We start from the raw sequence: 18,577 nt of genomic DNA on the forward strand, positions 1-18,577 counted from the left end.
CCGAGGCCCTGAACGAGCATCTACTATCGGTCCACGAAGCCGGTGTTGCGACGACCGGTTGAGCCCAAGCAATACACATCCTGGGCGTTCGGGAAGCGTCTACGGGATGCCGGGCTGCTCGGCTCGATGGGCACGGTCGGTGATTGCTACGACAATTCAATGATGGAGTCGTTCTGGGGAACTATGCAGTTGGAGTTGCTCGACATCCGCACCTGGAAGACCCAAGAAGAACTTGCAGGCGCTGTTTTCGAATGGCTTGAGTGCTGGTATAATTCATACAGGCGGCATTCCAGTATTGGGATGCATAGCCCCGTCACGTTCGAAGGGCTCAACCTGCCCTCAGTCGCCGTCGAGTGACCTCACCTCGGGTGTCCGTGCAACGGGGGGAAGCTCAGCCGGCATCTGGAGCTGGACCATTATTTGGAGGCCCTGGTCCGCAAGCCGGCGCGCTGCCAGGCGCGACCGCGCTGGAACAGGCCCGCGCCGCGGGCAAGTTCACCCCCGTCCACGACGCTTGGTGGGCGGCGGCCAGCAAAGCCCACGGTGACCGTGAGGGCACCCGCGCGCTGATCGACGTGCTGCTGCTGAACCGGCAGATGAACCACGAGCACGTCGTCGCCGGGATCGCCGCGGCGTTGCGGGCCGGCGCACTCTCCGCCGACGCGGTCGCGCTGGAGGCCCGCAAGGCCGCCGAGGCCGACGACTTCGCTGATGTCCCCGCCCCCGAATCAGCGATGCCGGCCAAGGCCGCGACGGTGACCTCGCTGACCGAGCGGCGGCTGGCGCAGCTGCCGCCCGACCGACGGCCGCTGCCGTCGGTGGCCCACTACGACCAGCTCCTGCGCCGCCGCTCGCCCGGAAGGCAGGGACCGACCAGCCAGGAAGAGGCCCGATGACCACCATCAACCGCAACCGCGGACTGACCGAACAAGCCGCCGAAACAGCCGTGGACAGCGCCTGCCGGATGCTGCGACTGCCCACCGTCCGCGCCAAGTTCCCCGAACTGGCCGAGGCCGCCGTCCGCGACCAGATGACCTACCGCGGGTTCCTGGCCGAGCTGCTCATGGCCGAGTGCGACGACCGCAACCGCCGCCGCTCCGAACGCCGCATCAAAGCCGCCGCCTTCCCCCGGCAGAAGACGCTGCGCGAGTTCGACTTCGACGCCAACCCGGGCATCGACCCCGCCACCGTCCACACCCTGGCCTCCAGCGAATGGGTGAAGAAGGGCGAACCGCTCTGCCTGATCGGCGATTCGGGCACCGGCAAGTCCCACCTGCTCATCGCGCTGGGCACCGAAGCGGCCATGGCCGGCTACCGGGTGAAATACACTCTGGCGACCAAGCTGGTGAACGAGCTGGTCGAGGCCGCCGACGACAAGCAGCTCAACAAGACCATCACCCGTTACGGCCGCGTCGACCTGCTCTGCATCGACGAACTCGGCTACATGGGAACTCCGAGCCGCGGCGCCGAGCTGCTGTTCCAGGTCCTGACAGAGCGCGAGGAGAAGAACAGTTTGGCCATCGCCTCCAACGAAGCCTTCAGCGGCTGGGCCAAGACCTTCACCGACCCGCGTCTCTGCGCCGCCATCGTCGACCGCCTCACCTTCGGCGGCACCATCATCGAGACCGGCACAGACTCCTACCGCCTCGCCCAGACCCGCGCCCGAGACCAGGCCGCCGGCCGACCACACAGACCACGCCACTTCTTACCTCAACAGGCGTGCACTCGGCGTCCAGAAGCAACCAAACCTCGCACAGGCGCGTTGACCGATCATGGATGGGATGCTGGCATGGCCGTTGGCGATCTTGCTGGTCATAGCGTTCGTGGTCGAACGGCTCTGGCGGTGGGCGCGCGGTGTGCACAAGTCCGACAAGTCGGCTTCGGCGGCCGGCCTCGAAGAACTGACGGCCATGTTCTACGGCTCGAAACGCCTGGAGCAGGAACAACGCGAGATCGAGTACATGCTCCGTGACGAAGAGTACGACGGCGCGCCACCCACGAACTCTGTCGACCTCGATGCTGGAGTTGCCCGGATTCGCCGACAGCGCAGAACAGAATGACACATCCGCGAGCGGGTGCGTCATCTCGGGCTAAAGCCTGTCGGCCCCTCGGCATTAACCCTCCGCCCCCGCCCCAAGTCGACTCACCTTCCCGCAACACCGTTACTGAATCTCATCGACATCACCGCATCCAGCAAACCTCAACCGTCGCTCCCTCTGGCGCACAAACGTTGTCGCTTCTCGCGGACACAATCAGGCAGGTCCAGCGGATCGTGGAGGGCCTAGAGATCATCTCTCCCGGCATCGTATCGACGTCCCAATGGCGCATCGGGCTGGACGTTCTGGACCGAGTTCCTCCGCGGCCTGCGCGACTGCGGGCTGAAGGTCGCCACCGACGCCGACCTGCTCGGGGTCGCGCTGGTCACCAGCGACGCGCACGTCGGCCTGAAAGCCGCCGTCAAGGCTCGAACAGTGCGTAGGCCAGGTCGTTGCCCGCCAGCACGTCGTACGCCCGCCCCAGCACCAAGGCCGGCGTGTCGACCCAAGCGTCCATCAGGTCGAGCAAGTGAGGCTCTATCCGCTCAGTCGCCTGCGAGTAGACGCCCCCTGGAGCCAGTCCTGCACCTGGTACAGATGGGCGCGGGCATCGTCCTCAAGTCGCAGTGCCTCGCTCAGGGAATCGAGGACCTGTGCTGATGGCCTGTTCTCTCGCCCCTGTTCGAGGCGAATGTAGTGGTCGACGCTGATGCCGGCGTGAGCCGCCACCTCCTCGCGCCGCAGCCCGGGTACTCGGCGCTGCCCGAGCGACATCGCGCCGACCTCGTGCGGCGACACCTGGCCGCGGCCGGACCCGCAAGTACTCTCCTAGTGCCGTCGTCGCCATAACCAAACGGTAGGTCGCCGAGGTGGGATGAGGGTGGGTGCAGTGCTCCTAGGCGCGACGCGGCCTTCTGCACGTGCTTCGGGTCCGGCAGAGTCATTGGCATGCCCCACACGAACTCCAGGGCTACTGGGACGCGCTGGCGGTCGACGCCGTCATCGTCGATCCGCTGGCCGCATCGGCGTGGAGCGCCGGGTTCGGCATGCTCACCGATCGCTTCGGCGTCACCTGGAGCTTCAGCGTTACCGCCTCCTGAGGCGCCCAGCCGCCGTGGCGCGGGCCTCGACGACTTGCGCCACGGCCCCTCCCTCTGTCAGCAACCGAACGTCTCCAAGAGCGAACGCCATGAGGATGCGCTCCCTCGGCCGCACCGGCCTGAGAGGAAGCCCTTAGTCTTTGAGGAACGGCTGGTGCCGGACGGGTTGTGGGAGTTGTTCCAGCGGGTGGTCCCACCCTGCGCCGACGCGACCGCAGGGTGGTGGACGGCGGCGTGCCGACGACCGCAGCGTGCTGGCGGTGATCGCGTTCGTGGCCACCACCGGCTGCCCTCCGGCAGCAGCGAAGCGTCACCGGTCATGTGGACCATCGCCATGGGCAGCGGCCCGGGTCCGGCGGCGTCCACCGCGGCCCGCAGCTTCGCTCCGTCGACATCGGGCACCGGCCGCACGACATAGGTGGGTTTGGTCGGCGATATGACGGTCATGGGCACCGGATTCCTTCGTTCGCTTCGACGAGCCGCTCGTGCGCCACCGGCGTCGCGGCGTGCGGTGGGGGCGCTGCTCGCGCTCTGGCCTCGCTCCTAGGAGGGAGCCCAGAGCGTGGCTGGCGCACCTCCCGCACCGGACGCCGAGGGCACTTACCGGTCCAGCCGGAACGGGAGGGCTGCGAGCACTTCGGCAAGCGCGTCCTCGATGGTGCGCCCGGTCGTGTCGACGCGCACGGTCGCGTCCTCGGGTTCTTCGTAAGGACTGGAGATCCCGGTGAAATCGGGGATGCGGCCGGCGCGGGCCCGGCGGTACAGGCCCTTGCGGTCGCGCCGCTCGCACTCCTCCAAGGGGGTCGCCACGTGCACTAGGACGAATCGCCCGCCGGCTCGCAGCACCATTTCCCGGACCGCCTTGCGGGTGGCGTCGAACGGCGCGATCGGGGAGCAGATCGCGACGCCGCCATGGCGTGCGATCTCGGCGGCCACCCACCCGATCCGCCTGATGTTGGTCTCGCGATCGGCCTTGGAGAAGGACAGTCCGGCGCTCAGGTTCCGGCGTACGACGTCGCCGTCCAGACTCGTCACGGTCCGGCCGCCGTGCTCGAGGACGCAGTCGCACAGAGCGCGGGCGAGTGTCGACTTGCCGCTGCCGGACAGGCCGGTGAAGAACACGACCACGCCGCGCTTCTCCGGCCTGTCCTGCTCGATGATCCTAGAGAGCTCGGCCGGGCAGGGCCCCTCTCCCGTGACGTCCGCGAACACTTCCCCGGCGGCGAAGTTCGCCACGATCCGGCCGCGCAGTTCGGCGTCCAGTTCGGCGTCGTCGTGGCGGGGCAGCGGCACGGCGACCACGTGGGCGTCGCCGAGGAGCGCCGCGGCCGCAAGGGTGACGCGGACAAGTCCCACCGGGCCGATCCCGCGCGATGTGCCCTCACCGCACAGGGCCAGCAGCACCACCGGACGTCCTCGCCGACGCTCGCTCAGCTCGGTGATGTCCCGGGTGCTCAAACACGTATCGACCGGAACGAAGAGGGCGCCGTCGTAGCACTCCCGCACCTGAGCGGGTGTCAGGTGCAGCCGCCGGAACGGTCCGTACTCGGGCCGGCCGAGCGTGTTCAGCGCCCCATCGGCCCCTCGATGGGCCAGCGGAAACCCCTCGGGGTCGACCAGTTCGAGGGGTCCGGCGGGGGCGTCCAGCCGCACCCGGTGGTCGTAACGGTCCAGGGGTGCGTAAGCACCGGTCAACAGCAGCTCGAGGTCATCGAGTTCGCGGGCGATGGGACAGTGCTGCCGTGCGGCGTCATCGGGCATGGGCACACGCTTTCAACGAGGTTCGGGCCGCGGGGGCGACGCCCCGCCGAGTAGAGCCCCACCGCCGCGCGGCAGGAGAATGCGGTCAGATTTTGACGACCTTGCAGGTGGGCAAGGGGTGGCTTTCCGACTTGACCCAGCGGAGCAGCGCGGTGCCTTCTGCGTGGCCCTCGGTGGAGATCCAGTTGCCGAAGCCTGGATTCCTGGACGAAACGACGATGGTGAGGGTGCCGTCATCGTTGAGCTTGCCGGTGTGGTTGTTGATGTAGATGTTCGCCCGCTCGTAGTCCAGGGACTCCATCCACCAGTTCTGCAGGACGAAGTTCCAGTACTCGCAGTCGGGCACCTCGGTCTCGATGACCCACGCCTCGTCCTCGGCCAGCTTCCAGTAGCCGTGCAGGTAGTAGATGGTCGGGTCGCCACCGGCGTTCTGGAAGATGTGCTGGCCCCAGTCGGGGAGCTCGTTGGGACGCGTCATGAAGAGCCGCGTCCAATCGGCGAACGTCTTGGCCATGCCGGTCACGTTCGCCACGGCCCGCCGGACCTGGCCCGCGAAGACCTCGGGATCCAGTGGCTCGGCGGCGACGTCGGTGTCCAGCAGCTCGATCTCGAGCTCGGCCGGGATCTCCGCCTTGCGGTTCTGGAACGACTGCCGGACGGAGATGATGTTGGTGTCCTCGGCCATCGGAAGCCAGTCGCCGGACTCCGGCCGGTCCACGCTGACGATGAAGGAGAACCGCCCGTCGCGTCCGGCGTCAGGTCGTGGCCGTGCAGGTTACCGGTGGAGGCCATCGTGCCGTCGATGTCGTAGCGGGCCGCCCTCGTCCCGAAGGTCAGTAGCGGCACCGTGCCCCGCTTCCCGCTCACCCGGTAGCGGTACTTCCCCGAGATTCTGGCGCGCGAGTAAATGTTGTCCGGATTGTCGGCGCCGATCTTGGTCTTCATGTTCGGGTCGAGCGCCGAAGCGAACGCCGGCGACCGGGGATCGGCGTTCTCGATCTCGTTCAGCGTCGTGTAGCGGAGCAGGCGGAGCAGGTAGCGGACGCCCTCGGCCTGGTCGAACGGGTTCTGCGGCGCCGACTCGGAGACCAGGTGCTGCCCGGCCGCCCGCAACTGGTCACAGAACTCGTCCCACAACGGGTTGCTGGTCGTCATGTGTTCCTCCTTCGGGGGATCCTGCTTGATGGAGCTCCGTACGGGGCCATGAGCGCGGGACGGGGAGCCGTGGACACGGGACCCGTGCGCCTCAGTTCCGGACCACCGCCGGGAAGGCGTCGAGGTAGGCCCCGAACCGCTTGCCGACCTCGTCGGCGTCCAGACCGAAGTCCGCCAGGTCGTAGCGGTGGGACGGCTTGCGCTCGCCGGTCAGGCTGAGGGCGTGGGCCTCGGCGATGGCCGCGCGTGATTCGTCGCTCAGCTCGGCCCCGCAGCGTTCGTAGATCGACTCCACCGCGCCGACCGGGTCGCGGACGAAGTCGTGGTAATAGACATCGACGAACCGGTCCGCGCCGTACCGCTCGCGTGCCGCGAGCCCCCGGTCGATTCCCTCGCTCCACCAGCGATAGTTGGCCTTGCCCACCAGTTCGCTGCCGAAGGTGTCCGACAGGCTCTTGCTCGCGATCCGGCTCAGGCTGCAGACCGAGGCCACGATCGTGCGGGGGTCGCGGTGGGTCTGGACGATGATGGCGTCGGGGTACGCCGCCAGCAGTTCGTCCAGACCGAACAGGTGACCGGGGTACTTCAGCACCCAGCGCTTGTCCTGGTCGTTCAGGCCGATCAGCTGCAGAAGCGCCCGGTGCCGCTCGTAAACCGGTGTGAGGTCGCGGCCGAGGGTGTACTCCACGTAACCGGGGATCCAGGACAGGGCGACGTACTCGCCGGACCGGAAGGTCTGCCGCTCGAGGCGCAGGCACTCCTCCACCGCCTCCGCGTCCTGGAAGTGCACTCCGTTGATCTCCGGCGAGAGCTTGCGGCGCTCATCCATCAACCGCTCGGTCCGCCGGTAGTCCGGGCTCGCCGGCCACTCCTCCCGCCGCGGCCGCGGCTGAGGGGCGTCGCCCAGCCACAGTTCGAGCGCCTGGTGCCGCGGGTCGGCGGCCAGGAGCCGGTGCAGGGCGGTGGTCCCGGTTCGCGGCAGGCCGGTCACGAACATCGGGCGCTCGATCGGCACGTCCCGGTGGCCGGGATTCCGGTCGAGCGCCTGTTGCGCACGCAGGCGGGTCTCCAGCACCCCGAGGATCCTGCGGCGCATCGTCGCCCGGCCGACGTCGTTCAGCCCCGCTTCGGAGTCGAGCGACCGCAGCAGCACGTCCAGGGCCTCGCTGTAGTCGTCCGTGCCGAAATCCGTCAGGCCGGTGTTGCGAGCGGCCTCCTCGTGGAGCTCGGCGGCTGCTCCCACGGTCCGGGAATGTACGTTGGTCATGGCAGAAGGCCCTTCGTGAGGTCGTGGATACCGGTGCCGGACTCGCTCAGTGGTGGGTCTGGCCACAGTCGACGTTGATGGACTGGCCGGTGATCGCGCGGGCCATGTCGGAGAACAGGAACACGACCGCGTCCGCGATCGCCTCGGGTTCGGGCAGCCGCCGCAGATCGGTCTCGGCGGCCACCTCCGCGTAGACCTCTTCCGGGGTCATGCCCCGGGAGGCGGCGAGCCGCTCGAAGTGGGCCTGCACCTTGTCGGCCCAGATGTAGCCCGGGGCGACGGTGTTCACCCGGATCCCCATCGGTCCCAGATCGACCGAGAGTCCCCGCGCACAGGCCAGGAGGGCGGCCTTCATCATCCGGTAGGCGCCGAAGCGGGGCCGCCGGTTGTACAGCACCATCGAGTTGACCATCACCACGGAGCCCTTGGTCTCACGCAGAGCCGGGGTCAGCCGACGCGTCAGATTCAAGGCCCCCCAGACGTTGACGTCGGCGGTGCTGCGGGCGGCGTCCATGTCGCCGTCGACCAGGCTCTCGTGCGGAGGCTGCATGTTGGCGTTGTACACGACCGCGTCCAGGCGCCCCATCTCCCGGACCGCGGTGTCCGCCAGCCGCGCGATGGACGCGTCGTCGGCGAGGTCGGTCGGGACGACGAGGGCGCGGCGCCCGAGGTCCGTGACCTCCTCGGCCAGTGCGTTCAGCCGGTCGGCGCTGCGGGCGGCGAGCACCACGTCCGCGCCGGCGAGCGCGCTGCGCAGCGCGAGCGCACGGCCGAGGCCGGGACCGGCCCCGGCGACCAGCACCGTCCGGCCTTCCAGCAGCAGTTGCGGGAAACTCATGCGTTCACCTTCGCGATAACGTCCGCGGCGTAACGTTCGAGGTTCTCTATCTTCTTCGCCAGCGGCTCGGGGTCCTCTCCCTGGATGTAGGGGTTGCGGAACGTCACCCGGACCTCGTTCACCCCGCGATCCTGGAGCCGGCGGACCCCGTCCGGGGTGAATGCCTCCGGCGAGGTGACCTGGATCGCGAACGGGCGGCCTCCGCGGTCCTCGGCGGCGAGCATCGTCTGCAGCTTGCCGAGCAGGCCATCGAGCTCCTCCCGCGTGCCGCCCGCGTGGATCCAGCCGTCGCCCTTGCGTACCGCGCGCCGCAGCGCGGCATCGCTGTGGCCGCCCACCAGGATCGGGATCGGCCGCGTCGGCACCGGGCGGATCTTCACGGCGGGCAGGTCGTACACCTCGCCGTGATGAGAGAAGTACCCGCCGGCGGTGAGTCCCCGGATGATGTCGATGGCCTCCGACACCCGCTTGCCGCGCCCCTCCCATGGCACGCCCATGGCGGCATAGTCCTCCGGCCACGGGCTGGATCCGACCCCGAGCCGGAGCCGGTCGCCGGTGAGGAACGCGATCGTGGCGGCCTGCTTGGCGACCAGCACGGGCGGCCGGACGGGCAGCTTGAGGACCGCCGGGGTGAACTCGATCCGGCTGGTGACAGCGCCCATCGCGGTGATGAGAATGAACGACTCGGGGAAGTCCTTGTTCTCCAGGAATTCACGGGTGCCGTCAGCGGTATAGGGATAATCCGCGTGCGAATCTCGCGGATAGATGATGCTGTCGGAAACGTTCATGCCGTCATACCCGGCCGCATCGGCTGCCTGAGCGAGCGGTAGGTAGAAGGTCGGGTCGGTCATTGCCTCCGCGTAGATGAAGCGCATCCTGTCCTCAGAACCCCCCTGCCGGGTCCGCCTCCACGTCCGGGAGCACCATGATCTTCGCGATCTTCCCGTGCTCGTCGATGGAGAGCACGTCCGTCGCGGTCAGCGACCGAGCGTTCGCGCTATCGACGGCCCGGACGTCGACCCGGGCCTGGAACGCCGCATGCCGTCCCACCACGGTCACCGGTCCCATGCGCTTCATCGTGAACGGCACCCGCAGGCTCCGCGTGAAGAACGCCCGGATCTCCTCGTGCCCCACGCGGGGCGGTGTGCCGATCGGTTCCTCCTGCGTCGCGTCAGGGGCGAACAGGCTCATGACGGCTTCCACGTCGTCACCGGACATCGCGGCGATGTAGGCGTCGCAGATCCGACAGATGTCGTCTCGGCTGATCACTGCATTTCCCTTCGCACGTTCGGCCCGCCGCCCGTCCCGTTCGGCGGGCGGGGGCGATGGGCGACTTCAGCCGACGTTGTTGATCATTCCGGCGCCGACGGTGCGCCGGTGGCCTCGTCGATCAGGATGAACGACCCCGTGGTGCGGTTCTTGCTGTACGGGTCGCACAGCAGGGGCACCGTCGTGCGCAGCCGGACACGGCCGATCTCGTTGAGGCCGAGCTCCTTGGTCTCCACATCGCGGTGAAGCGTGTTGACGTCCATGCGGTACTGGATGTCCTTGACCAGCGCGCGGCCCGTGCGGGTGGTGTGCTTGATTGCGAGCTTCTGCCGTGGCTTCAACGGCTCGGTGGTCATCCAGCAGATCATCGCGTCGATGTCCTGGCTCGGCTTCGGCGCGTTCGCCGGACGGCAGATCATGTCGCCGCGGGAGACGTCGAGGTCGTCTTCGAGCCGGATGTTGACCGACATGGGCGGGAACGCCTCGCCGATCTCCCTGTCGAACAGGTCGATCCCGGCGATCTTCGAGGTCATGCCGCTCGGGAGGACCAGCACGTCGTCACCGGGCCGGAAGACGCCGCCGGCGACCTGGCCCGCGTACCCGCGGTAGTCGTGGAACTCGTCGGACTTCGGGCGGACGACGTACTGCACCGGGAAACGGGCGTCCACGAGGTCGCGGTCGGAGGCGAAGTGCACGTGCTCCAGGTGGTGCATCAGCGACGGGCCGTCGTACCACGGCATGTTCTCGCCGCGGTGGACGACGTTGTCACCCTTGAGCGCCGAGATCGGGATGCTCTCGAGGTCGGGGACGTTCAGCTTCGTCGCGAAGGAGGTGAACTCCTTGCGGATCCGCTCGAAGACCTCTTGGTCGTAGCCGACCAGGTCCATCTTGTTCACCACGAGGACCAGGTGCGGCACCCGGAGCATCGAAAGGATCACGGCGTGCCGGTGCGACTGCTCGGTCAGGCCATGGCGGGCGTCGACCAGCACCAGGCCCAGGTCCGCCGTCGAGGCGCCGGTCACCATGTTGCGGGTGTGCTGCACGTGCCCCGGGGTGTCCGCGATGATGAACTTGCGGTTCGGGGTCGCGAAGTAGCGATAGGCCACGTCGATGGTGATGCCCTGCTCGCGCTCGGACCGGAGACCGTCGGTCAGCAGCGCGAGGTCGGTGTAGTCGTAGCCGCGCGACCGCGACGTCGTCTCGACGGCCTCGAGCTGGTCCTCGAAGATGGACTTGGAGTCCAGCAGCAGGCGGCCGATCAGGGTCGACTTGCCGTCGTCGACGGAGCCGGCGGTGGCGAACCGGAGCAGATCCATCTCGGGCTTGCCCTCGATCGTTGGGGTGGTGGCCGGCATCAGAAGTAGCCCTCCTTCTTGCGGTCTTCCATTGCGGCCTCGGAGAAGCGGTCGTCACCACGAGTGGCGCCGCGCTCGGTGACGCGGGAGGCTGCGACCTCGTCGATGATTTCGGGGATCGTGGCGGCGGCCGACTCCACGCAGCCGGTCAGCGTCAGGTCGCCCACGGTCCGGAACCGGACGGTGCGCTCCTCGGCGACCTCACCGGGACGGCACGGGTTGTACGCGGACTCGGTCAGCAGCATCCCGTCGCGCTCGAAGACCCGGCGCCGGTGGGAGTAGTAGATCGAGGGGATCTCGATGCTCTCCCGGCCGATATAGTGCCAAATGTCGAGCTCGGTCCAGTTGGAGATCGGGAAGATGCGCATGTGCTCGCCGGTACGGATCCGGCCGTTGTACAGACTCCACAGCTCCGGACGCTGCATCTTGGGATCCCACTGGCCGAATTCGTCGCGGTGGGAGTACACCCGCTCCTTGGCGCGGGCCTTCTCCTCGTCGCGACGGCCACCGCCGAACGCGGCGGTGAATTCGTGTTCCTCAAGGGCGTTGAGCAACGTGCCGATCTGCAGCCGGTTACGGGACGTCTTGCCGTCGTCCACCACCACCCCGTCCTTGATGGCCTGTTCGACCGAGGCCACGATCAAGCGGACGCCCAGGCGGGCGACCCAGCGGTCACGCGTCTCCAGCACCTCGGGGAAGTCGTACCCGGTGTCGACCTGCAGGACGGGAAAGGGAATCTTCGCCGGATGGAACGCCTTCTCGGCCAGCCGCATCATCACGATCGAGTCCTTGCCGCCGCTGAACATCAGGACCGGTTTCTCGAACTCCGCGGCGACCTCGCGGAAAATATGGATGGATTCCGCCTCCAGGGCGTCGAGCTGGCTCACCTGATAGTCGGCATGCGTCGTGGTCAATGATCGACCTTTCAGACATCACGAGTCCTGAACTGATCTCGAATCCGGCATCGCCTACCCGCCCGCTTCAACACCTCGATCACGCGGAAGGGCGACGGCCTGGCATGCCCCTGAACTTAAGCTGGCTCCATGAATGGGCGCCTGCCGGTCCCACTCATCGGGAAGCTCCCGCGTGCGCTCACGACCCCGAGAACTCACCTGGGCCCCGCCGCGGGCGACGGTGTGGTGCGCCCATGGACGCGCCACCGGCTGGGACGGCATTACGGCTGTGTCGTGCACACCTGGCGCTGGGCGAGGAGCGGCTGGTGGGTGACGACCGGACCGTCCGCTGGGGGGACGTGCGCTACTCGGTGCCGGCCGGGCACGAGGGCCGCAAGGTCTGGTGCCGGGTCCACGGCGACGAACTGGTCATCGTCGGCCCCCGCGACACTACCGGCGATGCCTCTGGAGACACGGCCCGCGACGCGGTCGGGCTGGCCGAGCTGTGGCGGCACAAGCTTTCGACGCCCGGCCGGCCACGGATCGTCGAGGCGCACTATCCCGACCATCCCGGCGGCAACGGGCCGCGGGCGCCACGGCCGCGCCCGCAATCGGTGGCCGAGCGTGACTTCCTGGCCATCGGTCCGGGCGCCGAGGCGTGGCTGGACAAGGCGCTGGGGCTCGCGGCGATCCACGGTCGGTTCGCCGAGTCCGACCTGGCCTCGATCTGTGACCGCCTGGCCCGCACCGGCGAGTCCACCGGTCCCGCCCACCTCGCCGACGAGTGCCACTCCGCCCAGCCCGGCACCGGTTCCGGACCCCACGGGCGTGGGGAGCACCCTTTGTGACCTGGGGATTCACACGCGCGCATGCAGTATTTGGATGGTACGGCAGAAGATTCGCTGTTGTCGGTTCCCCGGAGGAGCGAGCTTGGCCTTCGGGGGGAAGGGGCGAGTTGCGTCTGGCCTTCACGCGTAGGCGGAGCCACCTGAAATTGTCATTTTGCGCGACCATAGGCCGCTCTGCTCGACGCGGCGGTGAGGGCAGAGGAGCCCGTCCGGCGAGTATCGCCCGCTCCTTCGACGGGTCCGGCCGAGCCGGACGCGGAACTGACCGTGATCGATGAGCCGGCACCGGCGATCCGCGACGCGACGGTGACGGCACTGCAGGCACCCTCACGCGCTGTGTTGGTGGGCGAGAAGACGCGACAGTGGTGGGCGTACCTGGCCATCGGCGCGGACCGCATGCTGATCAGCGCCGACTCGCCGTACCGGCTGTCGGACGGATCATCGAAATGACGATGACGACGCGGAGGGCAGCATGACACCGAGGAACACCACGTGGGTCCCCCTGGACGTCGCTGCCCGGCGTGTTTCTCGATCAGGTCTTGGGCCTGGTGCCAGGAGAATCGTTCCCTGACAGCCGCAACCTACCGGACCGTTCATCGTCGGGCCCCGGTGTTGACCGGTGCGTTGGAACGGGGGACGGCGCGGTGCGGCGACCACGGGGAGAACGTTGCCGCACCGCGCCGCCTCCGCGGCCCGAGCTCGTGAAAGCGGGCCCTCGGGGCGGCGGCGCAGCCGGGGGAAACGGTCGGTCACGCCGCTGTTCGACCTCTGGCAGGCTCGCGGCGCGCCCGCGAAGGAGTCCTGGGCACTGGCACAGTTCGGCCGGACGGGCGGCGCCGCGGCTGTCCGCCGCCTCGTGCCGCTCGTGCACACCTGGCCGGGACGAGGCGGGCACGCCAAAGCGGTGAAGGGCTTGGAGGTCCTGGCCGAGATCGCCACACCCCAAGCGCTGACCGCCCTGGACCGCATCCAGCGGACGACGAAGTTCGACGGCGTCAAGAAAGAGGCCGCCGAGATGCTCGGACGGGTCGCCGCCGCGCGGGGTTTGTCGGCCGAACAGCTGGCCGACCGCATCGTCCCCACTCTCGGCCTGGACGGCGACGGCTCGGCGACGCTCGACTACGGCCCACGCCGGTTCACCGTCCGCTTCGACGCCCGGCTCCGGCCGGTCGTCGCCGACGAGGGCGGCGGCGTCCGCACGACCCTCCCTAAGCCCGGCGCGAAGGACGACCCCGCGCTGGCCGCGGCCGCCCGTGAACGGTTCGCCGGGCTGAAGAAGGATGTGCGGGCCGTCGCGGCCGAACAGGCCGACCGGCTGGAGCAGGCCATGCGCACGCGACGCCGCTGGACGGTCGAGGACTTCCACCGGTTCGTCCTCGACCACCCGATCGTGGGGCGCCTCGCGCACGGACTGGTCTGGGTCGCCCGCCAGGACGACGCGGCGACCTCGTTCCGGATCGCCGAGGACGGCACCTTCGCCGACGTCCGCGACGACACCCGTACCATCGCCGACACCGCACGGGTCGGCGTCGCCCACGCGGTGGAATTCGGCGACGACCGTGCCGCCTGGGCGGAGATGCTCGCCGACTACGAGGTCCTGCAGCCGTTCCCGCAGCTCGGACGCCGAATCTGCGTGCTCACGGCGCAGGAGCGCCGCAGCGGGCGTCTCACCCGGTTCCAGGGCTTCCACGTCACCGAACGCGACCGGTACCGCCTTTCCGCCCGCGGCTGGGAGGCACGCGGTGACGCGTGGGCGCGGACGCCGCCGAGCGGTCATCGCGTCAAGGTCCACGCTCAGTGGATCAACGGCGATGACATCCTCGGGGAGGTCCGGCTCGTCGGCGCGCGCCCCGGCGACGCCCCGGTGTTCGGGAACCTGGATCCGGTCCTTGTCTCCGAGATCCTCGCCGTCCTGGTCCCTGCGGCTTGATCAGGTTTGTCGGAACATCTCCCTACGGTGGTGGCCCGTGGACGAGAACATGCTGACGATCCCGGACGCGTGGCTCCCACGAATGCATCCGCGCCGGGGCAGCGTGCAGGCGCCACTGCCCCGGCCGTCGGCGACCGCCGGGGCCTCGAACGCGTCTGGCCGGCCCGCGAGCCCGGCGCGGACCGCCTCAGCTCTTTCCTGCGGTTCGACGGGCTGGACCCGGTCGTCGCGTCCGAGATCCTCGCCGAGCTGACCCCCTCACCGACGCATCCCGTTGACCACGGAGGACACGAACATGGAGTTTCCGGACGAGAACGTCCTGACGATCCCCGACACGTGGCGTCGGGCCATGCACCCGCGCCGCGACGGCAGGCCCGTCCCGGTCGCGAAACCGGGGCGCAAGGCCCTGGCCGACGTCCGGCGGTTCCTCGACGGGTCCGACGGCGTCGTCGACGCGCTGCTGACCGGGGGAAGGGGCGACGCCGAGCTGATCGAGGCCGCCCGGCGGCACTGGACCGGGGAACCGGACCCGGCGGGCGCGGCAGTGATCGCGTCGGTCGCCTCGCTGGCCGATTCCCTCGCCCCGGACACTCCCTGGCGCTATCCCCCGTGCAAGGCCGCGCACGTGCTGCGCGCGTTCGTGGACGCCTGGACGATCGAGCACGGCGTCGCGTTCGCGGCCTGCGCCCTGGTCGAACTGCCCACGATGACCGCGAACCACGGCACCGGGGGCACGTGGCGGGGGGACTCGTCGGTGGTCGTCCGCCGCGACCAGCGCGCCGCCCTCGCGAGCCTGGTGCGCGATACCGCCCGGCGCGTGCGGGCACTGCTCACCATCGCCGACGAGGCGGCGTACGCCGACGCGGCCGAGCGGCTGGCCGGGTACCGTACGCGGACCCCGACTGCGCGGTGGCTCGTGTCGTACCTGGTGCCGACGCGGCGCGACTGGATCGGCGAGTGCCTGCACAGCGGCGCCGGTCTCGACATCTACACGCAGTGGCTGCGGCTCTGCACGGTGGACGACGCCGCCATGCTCGGGAACCCGCTCCCGGCGATGGGCTGGTACCAGGTGGATCGCGGGGTCCTGGCCACCATGGTGGCCGCCATGGGCACCGCCGTCCTGCCGTGCCTCCTGCACAACATCGACCACGAGCACATCGAGAGCCGCGGCCGGAAGCTGCTGTTCGAGGCGGTCGCGTTGCTGCCCACCGACGAGGCGTTCGGGGCGCTGGTCGACCGGATCGGCGACAAGTACGGCAGGGCAGCGCTCCAGCAGGCCGCGCAGCGGTTCCCTGTGCGCGGGCTGCGGCTGCTCGCGGCGGCGCGCTCGCCGAAGGCCGCCGGACTGCTGGCGGCGCACGTCCGGGCGAACGCCGGGCTGGTCGCGGCCGTCCTGCCGAGTCTGCCGGACGACGTCCGCGCGGCCGTCGAGCTGCTCGCGACCGCGTCGCCGCCCGTCCCGGAGGCGGCGCGGGACGAGTTGCCGGAGTTCCTCACCGACCCGCCGTGGACGGCCCCGGTCCGGCCGGTCGTTCCGGGTCTGGAGACGCCCGGGGGCCGCGAGGTCGCGTGGGAGCCGGGCGAGCGCGAGCAGTGGCTCGGCGCCGTGCGACATCGGCTGGTCCGCCCGCTCGGGGGCCGCGACTGGGAGGCGCTGGCCGCACGGCACCGGCACCGGGTGTTGGACTGGTCCGACCTGATGTGGCTGCTGCTGAACGGTTCTGATGAGCAGGTCCGCCCGCTGCTGCCGGATCTGCGGATCCCCGACGGCTGGGGCTTGGACGTGGAGCGGCTCCTCGTCGCCCGCCACCAGGCCGACATGCTCCCGGCCGTACTGCGCGCGGTCCACGAGTACTACCCCGGCGAGTGGATTTACGACCGCATCGAGCTGCTGATGCCCTTCCGGAGCGTCGAGGTCGTCGAGCTGATGGCCGCGCGGCTCCTGCGGGAGGACGAGGGGTCGCCGCGCGCCCGCGCCTGGTTCGAGCGGCACGGCACGGCCGTCGTTCCCTACCTGGCCCCGGCGGCGCTCGGCGGACAGGCCAAGCCCCGTGACGCCGCCGAGACGGTGCTGCGCCGCATCGCCGCGGAACATGGCGCGGACGCCGTCGCGGACGCGTTCCCCGAGGCGGCTCGAGAATTGCGGGAGCTGCTGGCCGCGCACCCGGTCCAGACGGGCTTGGCGCGGCAGCCGAGGCTCGGCGGGGTCGACCCGGTGGCGTTCCCGCCGGTCCTGCTGCGCGGCTGCGACCGCGCGCTGCCCGCCGACGCGGTCCGGACACTGCTGGAACTGCTGGGCACGCCCGCCGGGTACGCGCCGGAGCGGGTCCGCGACGCGTTCGACGCCGCGTCGCTGGGCGAGTTCGGCGTCGCGGTATTCCGCTGGTGGGTGGACGCGGGCACGCCCGCCAAGGACAAGTGGGCGCTGACGCAGCTCGGCCGCACCGGCGACGACCGCGCCGTGCGGGAGCTCGCACCGCTGATCCGGGTCTGGCAGGGGCCGGGCGGGCACCGGTACGCGGTAGCGAGCCTGGACGTCCTGGCCGACCTTGGCTCCGACCTCGCGCTGACGCATCTGCGGACGCTCGCGGAGAAGGCGAAGTCACGGAAGCTGCGGGAGCGGGCCCGCACCCGGATCGACCGGGTGGCGCGGGAACGCGGCCTGGACGCCGAGCGGCTCGCCGACCGGCTCGTCCCCGCCCTCGGGCTCGACCCGGACGGTTCGATGACGCTCGACTACGGGCCGCGCAGGTTCACCGTGCGGTTCGATGAGCGGCTCCGGCCGTTCGTCACCGACGCGTCCGGGCGGCACCGCGCGGCGCTCCCCAAGCCGGGAGTGAAGGACGACCCCGTGCTCGCCCCGGCGGCCCGGACGGCGTTCGCCGCGCTGCGCAAGGACGTCCGGGCGGTCGCGGCGGAGCGGATCCACCGGCTGGAACGGGCGATGGTGACCGGCACGCGGTGGACGGCCCCCGAGTTCCGCCGGTACTTCGCCGAGCATCCGCTGACCGTGCACCTGGCGCGCCGCCTGCTGTGGATCGCAGAGGACGGCACACGCGCGACGGCGTTCCGCGTCGCGGAGGACCGCACGCTCGCGGATGTCGCGGACGGCGAGTTCGTCCTGCCAGAGGCCGCACGGGTCGGTGTCGTCCACCCGCTGCACCTGGACGTCGGCTCGCTGCGCGCCTGGTTGGAATCGTTCGCCGACTACGAGATCCTGCAACCGTTCGAGCAGCTCACGCGTCCCGTGCACGTGCCGACCGAGGAGGAGCGGGACGGCGCCGGGCTGCGGCGGTTCGAGGGCCTGACGGTCCCGATAGCGGCTCTGCTCGCGCTCGTCCGGCAGGGCTGGGAGCCCGGCGACGCGGGAGACGGGGGAGGGGTGATCGACATCTCGTTCCGGTTCGCTCCGGACCGCTGGGTGTGGATCGGCCTCACCCCCGGCTTCGGCATCGGACATATGGCCGAAGGGGACGACCAGACGCTCCGCGATGTCGGAATCGGCGCGGACACCGGTGCCCTGCGGCTCGGCGACCTGGACCCCGTCGTCGCGTCCGAGATTCTCGCCGACCTGGAATTCCTGGCCGCCGCGGCCGAATGAACCCTCGAATCACCCTTTGGGAAGAGGAAGGCTCCGGAGCAGGGCTTGTTCGGGCGGGTGGAACTCCCACGCCTCTGCGAGACGTTCATGGACGTGTGCCTGAGTTCGTGGGTCGAGTTTGAACCGCACCGGGTTCGGTGGAGGCCCTATGGGCTGACTCCAGCCGCCGGTTGGGGCTGGTGTTGAGCGTAGTAGTTGGCTTCGTGTTCGGCGGGTGGGATGTCGCCGATCGCGCTGTGGAGGCGCTGGTGGTTGAACCAGTCGACCCATTCGGCGGTGGCGAGTTCGACGTCCGCGAGGCCCCTCCAAGGCCGTCGCGGCTTGATCAACTCTGTTTTGAACAGGCCGATCTGGGACTCCATGAGGGCGTTGTCCAGGGCGTCGCCGACGGTGCCGATCGATGCGTCCAGGCCGGCCTCCATCAGCCGGGCGGTGAAGGCGAACGAGGTGTATTGCTTGGGCTCAACCGGTCGTCGCAACACCGGCTTCGTGGACCGATAGTAGATGCTCGTTCAGGGCCTCGG

Annotated in this window: 19 protein-coding genes and 3 pseudogenes; 10 read left to right on the plus strand and 12 right to left on the minus strand. The window is 69.6% G+C overall.

What is annotated here, in order from left to right; genetic code table 11:
- Positions 1-126: 126 nt before the first annotated feature.
- The 4 genes from BJF79_RS55310 to BJF79_RS66685 are packed head-to-tail and all read left to right on the plus strand — an operon-like array spanning position 127 to position 2,060.
- Positions 127-357, plus strand: a complete 231-nt coding sequence (locus BJF79_RS55310) for an integrase core domain-containing protein (protein WP_410050068.1) — start codon at positions 127-129, stop codon at positions 355-357.
- An 11-nt stretch (positions 358-368) separates the two neighbouring features.
- Positions 369-896: a hypothetical protein gene (locus tag BJF79_RS10210; RefSeq protein ID WP_262401798.1), complete on the plus strand. Its 528-nt coding sequence runs from the start codon at positions 369-371 to the stop codon at positions 894-896.
- Positions 893-1,972, plus strand: a complete 1,080-nt coding sequence (gene istB / locus BJF79_RS10215; RefSeq protein WP_316043315.1) for an IS21-like element helper ATPase IstB — start codon at positions 893-895, stop codon at positions 1,970-1,972. The genes BJF79_RS10210 and istB overlap by 4 nt, the downstream gene beginning before the upstream one ends.
- Complete coding sequence (locus BJF79_RS66685; RefSeq protein ID WP_410050067.1) at positions 1,962-2,060, plus strand: DUF6191 domain-containing protein; 99 nt, start codon at positions 1,962-1,964, stop codon at positions 2,058-2,060. Before istB ends, BJF79_RS66685 begins: the two co-directional genes overlap by 11 nt.
- A 397-nt stretch (positions 2,061-2,457) precedes the next feature.
- Here BJF79_RS66685 and BJF79_RS59200 read toward each other — a convergent pair whose 3' ends face one another.
- The gene (locus BJF79_RS59200) at positions 2,458-2,553 is read right to left on the minus strand and encodes a hypothetical protein (protein ID WP_262401802.1); all 96 of its coding nucleotides are present in this window, start codon (positions 2,551-2,553) and stop codon (positions 2,458-2,460) included.
- 20 nt (positions 2,554-2,573) lie between these two features.
- Entirely contained in the window at positions 2,574-2,810 is a 237-nt protein-coding gene (locus BJF79_RS10225; RefSeq protein ID WP_262401799.1) for a helix-turn-helix domain-containing protein, read from the minus strand.
- A 146-nt stretch (positions 2,811-2,956) separates the two neighbouring features.
- On the opposite strand from BJF79_RS10225, the gene BJF79_RS10230 reads away from it, so the two are divergent.
- Together BJF79_RS10230 and BJF79_RS57155 are read left to right on the plus strand one after the other, a co-directional pair.
- Entirely contained in the window at positions 2,957-3,136 is a 180-nt protein-coding gene (locus BJF79_RS10230; protein WP_262401800.1) for a hypothetical protein, read from the plus strand.
- Between the two features lie 151 nt (positions 3,137-3,287).
- Positions 3,288-3,489 (plus strand): annotated as a pseudogene (locus tag BJF79_RS57155) (transposase); the annotation flags it as partial.
- A 247-nt stretch (positions 3,490-3,736) separates the two neighbouring features.
- On the opposite strand, the gene cysC reads toward BJF79_RS57155, so the two are convergent.
- The 9 genes and pseudogenes from cysC to cysD all read right to left on the minus strand — a co-directional run bounded on the left by cysC (position 3,737) and on the right by cysD (position 11,695).
- On the minus strand, positions 3,737-4,897 hold the full coding sequence (gene cysC, locus BJF79_RS65425; protein ID WP_075896590.1) for an adenylyl-sulfate kinase: 1,161 nt from the start codon (positions 4,895-4,897) through the stop codon (positions 3,737-3,739).
- An 85-nt stretch (positions 4,898-4,982) separates the two neighbouring features.
- The gene (locus BJF79_RS59210) at positions 4,983-5,411 is read right to left on the minus strand and encodes a hypothetical protein (RefSeq protein ID WP_316043316.1); all 429 of its coding nucleotides are present in this window, start codon (positions 5,409-5,411) and stop codon (positions 4,983-4,985) included.
- Positions 5,412-5,416: 5 nt separating this feature from the next.
- Positions 5,417-6,052: a hypothetical protein gene (locus tag BJF79_RS59215; protein WP_262401801.1), complete on the minus strand. Its 636-nt coding sequence runs from the start codon at positions 6,050-6,052 to the stop codon at positions 5,417-5,419.
- A gap of 91 nt (positions 6,053-6,143) precedes the next feature.
- Positions 6,144-7,319, minus strand: coding sequence for a sulfotransferase family protein (locus BJF79_RS10250; RefSeq protein ID WP_075896592.1), 1,176 nt, complete (start codon positions 7,317-7,319; stop codon positions 6,144-6,146).
- A 46-nt stretch (positions 7,320-7,365) separates the two neighbouring features.
- On the minus strand, positions 7,366-8,157 hold the full coding sequence (locus BJF79_RS10255; RefSeq protein ID WP_075896594.1) for an SDR family oxidoreductase: 792 nt from the start codon (positions 8,155-8,157) through the stop codon (positions 7,366-7,368).
- Entirely contained in the window at positions 8,154-9,032 is an 879-nt protein-coding gene (locus BJF79_RS10260; protein WP_075896596.1) for a TIGR03619 family F420-dependent LLM class oxidoreductase, read from the minus strand. Before BJF79_RS10260 ends, BJF79_RS10255 begins: the two co-directional genes overlap by 4 nt.
- A 7-nt stretch (positions 9,033-9,039) precedes the next feature.
- Positions 9,040-9,426, minus strand: a complete 387-nt coding sequence (locus tag BJF79_RS10265; protein ID WP_075896598.1) for a nuclear transport factor 2 family protein — start codon at positions 9,424-9,426, stop codon at positions 9,040-9,042.
- A gap of 66 nt (positions 9,427-9,492) precedes the next feature.
- Positions 9,493-10,742 (minus strand): annotated as a pseudogene (locus BJF79_RS10270) (sulfate adenylyltransferase subunit 1).
- Positions 10,743-10,780: 38 nt separating this feature from the next.
- On the minus strand, positions 10,781-11,695 hold the full coding sequence (gene cysD / locus BJF79_RS10275) for a sulfate adenylyltransferase subunit CysD (protein ID WP_075896600.1): 915 nt from the start codon (positions 11,693-11,695) through the stop codon (positions 10,781-10,783).
- Positions 11,696-12,000: 305 nt separating this feature from the next.
- Between cysD and BJF79_RS10280 the strand changes: the two genes are divergently transcribed.
- The 4 genes from BJF79_RS10280 to BJF79_RS10295 all read left to right on the plus strand — a co-directional run bounded on the left by BJF79_RS10280 (position 12,001) and on the right by BJF79_RS10295 (position 18,053).
- Positions 12,001-12,522, plus strand: a complete 522-nt coding sequence (locus tag BJF79_RS10280) for a hypothetical protein (RefSeq protein WP_083733319.1) — start codon at positions 12,001-12,003, stop codon at positions 12,520-12,522.
- 267 nt (positions 12,523-12,789) lie between these two features.
- Positions 12,790-12,972 carry a hypothetical protein gene (locus BJF79_RS10285; protein ID WP_075896602.1) on the plus strand — a complete coding sequence of 61 codons (183 nt, stop codon included), beginning with the start codon at positions 12,790-12,792 and terminating at the stop codon, positions 12,970-12,972.
- Positions 12,973-13,189: 217 nt separating this feature from the next.
- Positions 13,190-14,452: a DUF4132 domain-containing protein gene (locus tag BJF79_RS10290; protein WP_143219830.1), complete on the plus strand. Its 1,263-nt coding sequence runs from the start codon at positions 13,190-13,192 to the stop codon at positions 14,450-14,452.
- A 295-nt stretch (positions 14,453-14,747) separates the two neighbouring features.
- Positions 14,748-18,053: a DUF4132 domain-containing protein gene (locus tag BJF79_RS10295; protein ID WP_075896606.1), complete on the plus strand. Its 3,306-nt coding sequence runs from the start codon at positions 14,748-14,750 to the stop codon at positions 18,051-18,053.
- A gap of 146 nt (positions 18,054-18,199) precedes the next feature.
- Here BJF79_RS10295 and BJF79_RS10300 read toward each other — a convergent pair.
- Positions 18,200-18,508, minus strand: a pseudogene (locus tag BJF79_RS10300) (integrase core domain-containing protein); the annotation flags it as partial.
- Between the last annotated feature and the right edge of the window lie 69 nt (positions 18,509-18,577).

Source organism: Actinomadura sp. CNU-125 (assembly GCF_001942465.1).
Taxonomy (GTDB): Bacteria; Actinomycetota; Actinomycetes; order Streptosporangiales; family Streptosporangiaceae; genus Spirillospora.

Bases quoted from the DNA above. Each gene is read 5' to 3' on its own strand.
- BJF79_RS55310 (WP_410050068.1), top strand. From the start codon at position 127: ATGGGCACGGTCGGTGATTGCTACGACAATTCAATGATGGAGTCGTTC.
- istB (WP_316043315.1), top strand. From the start codon at position 893: ATGACCACCATCAACCGCAACCGCGGACTGACCGAACAAGCCGCCGAA.
- BJF79_RS66685 (WP_410050067.1), top strand. From the start codon at position 1,962: ATGCTCCGTGACGAAGAGTACGACGGCGCGCCACCCACGAACTCTGTC.
- BJF79_RS59200 (WP_262401802.1), bottom strand. From the start codon at position 2,553: ATGGACGCTTGGGTCGACACGCCGGCCTTGGTGCTGGGGCGGGCGTAC.
- BJF79_RS10225 (WP_262401799.1), bottom strand. From the start codon at position 2,810: ATGTCGCTCGGGCAGCGCCGAGTACCCGGGCTGCGGCGCGAGGAGGTG.
- cysC (WP_075896590.1), bottom strand. From the start codon at position 4,897: ATGCCCGATGACGCCGCACGGCAGCACTGTCCCATCGCCCGCGAACTC.
- BJF79_RS59210 (WP_316043316.1), bottom strand. From the start codon at position 5,411: ATGGCCAAGACGTTCGCCGATTGGACGCGGCTCTTCATGACGCGTCCC.
- BJF79_RS59215 (WP_262401801.1), bottom strand. From the start codon at position 6,052: ATGACGACCAGCAACCCGTTGTGGGACGAGTTCTGTGACCAGTTGCGG.
- BJF79_RS10250 (WP_075896592.1), bottom strand. From the start codon at position 7,319: ATGACCAACGTACATTCCCGGACCGTGGGAGCAGCCGCCGAGCTCCAC.
- BJF79_RS10255 (WP_075896594.1), bottom strand. From the start codon at position 8,157: ATGAGTTTCCCGCAACTGCTGCTGGAAGGCCGGACGGTGCTGGTCGCC.
- BJF79_RS10260 (WP_075896596.1), bottom strand. From the start codon at position 9,032: ATGCGCTTCATCTACGCGGAGGCAATGACCGACCCGACCTTCTACCTA.
- BJF79_RS10295 (WP_075896606.1), top strand. From the start codon at position 14,748: ATGGAGTTTCCGGACGAGAACGTCCTGACGATCCCCGACACGTGGCGT.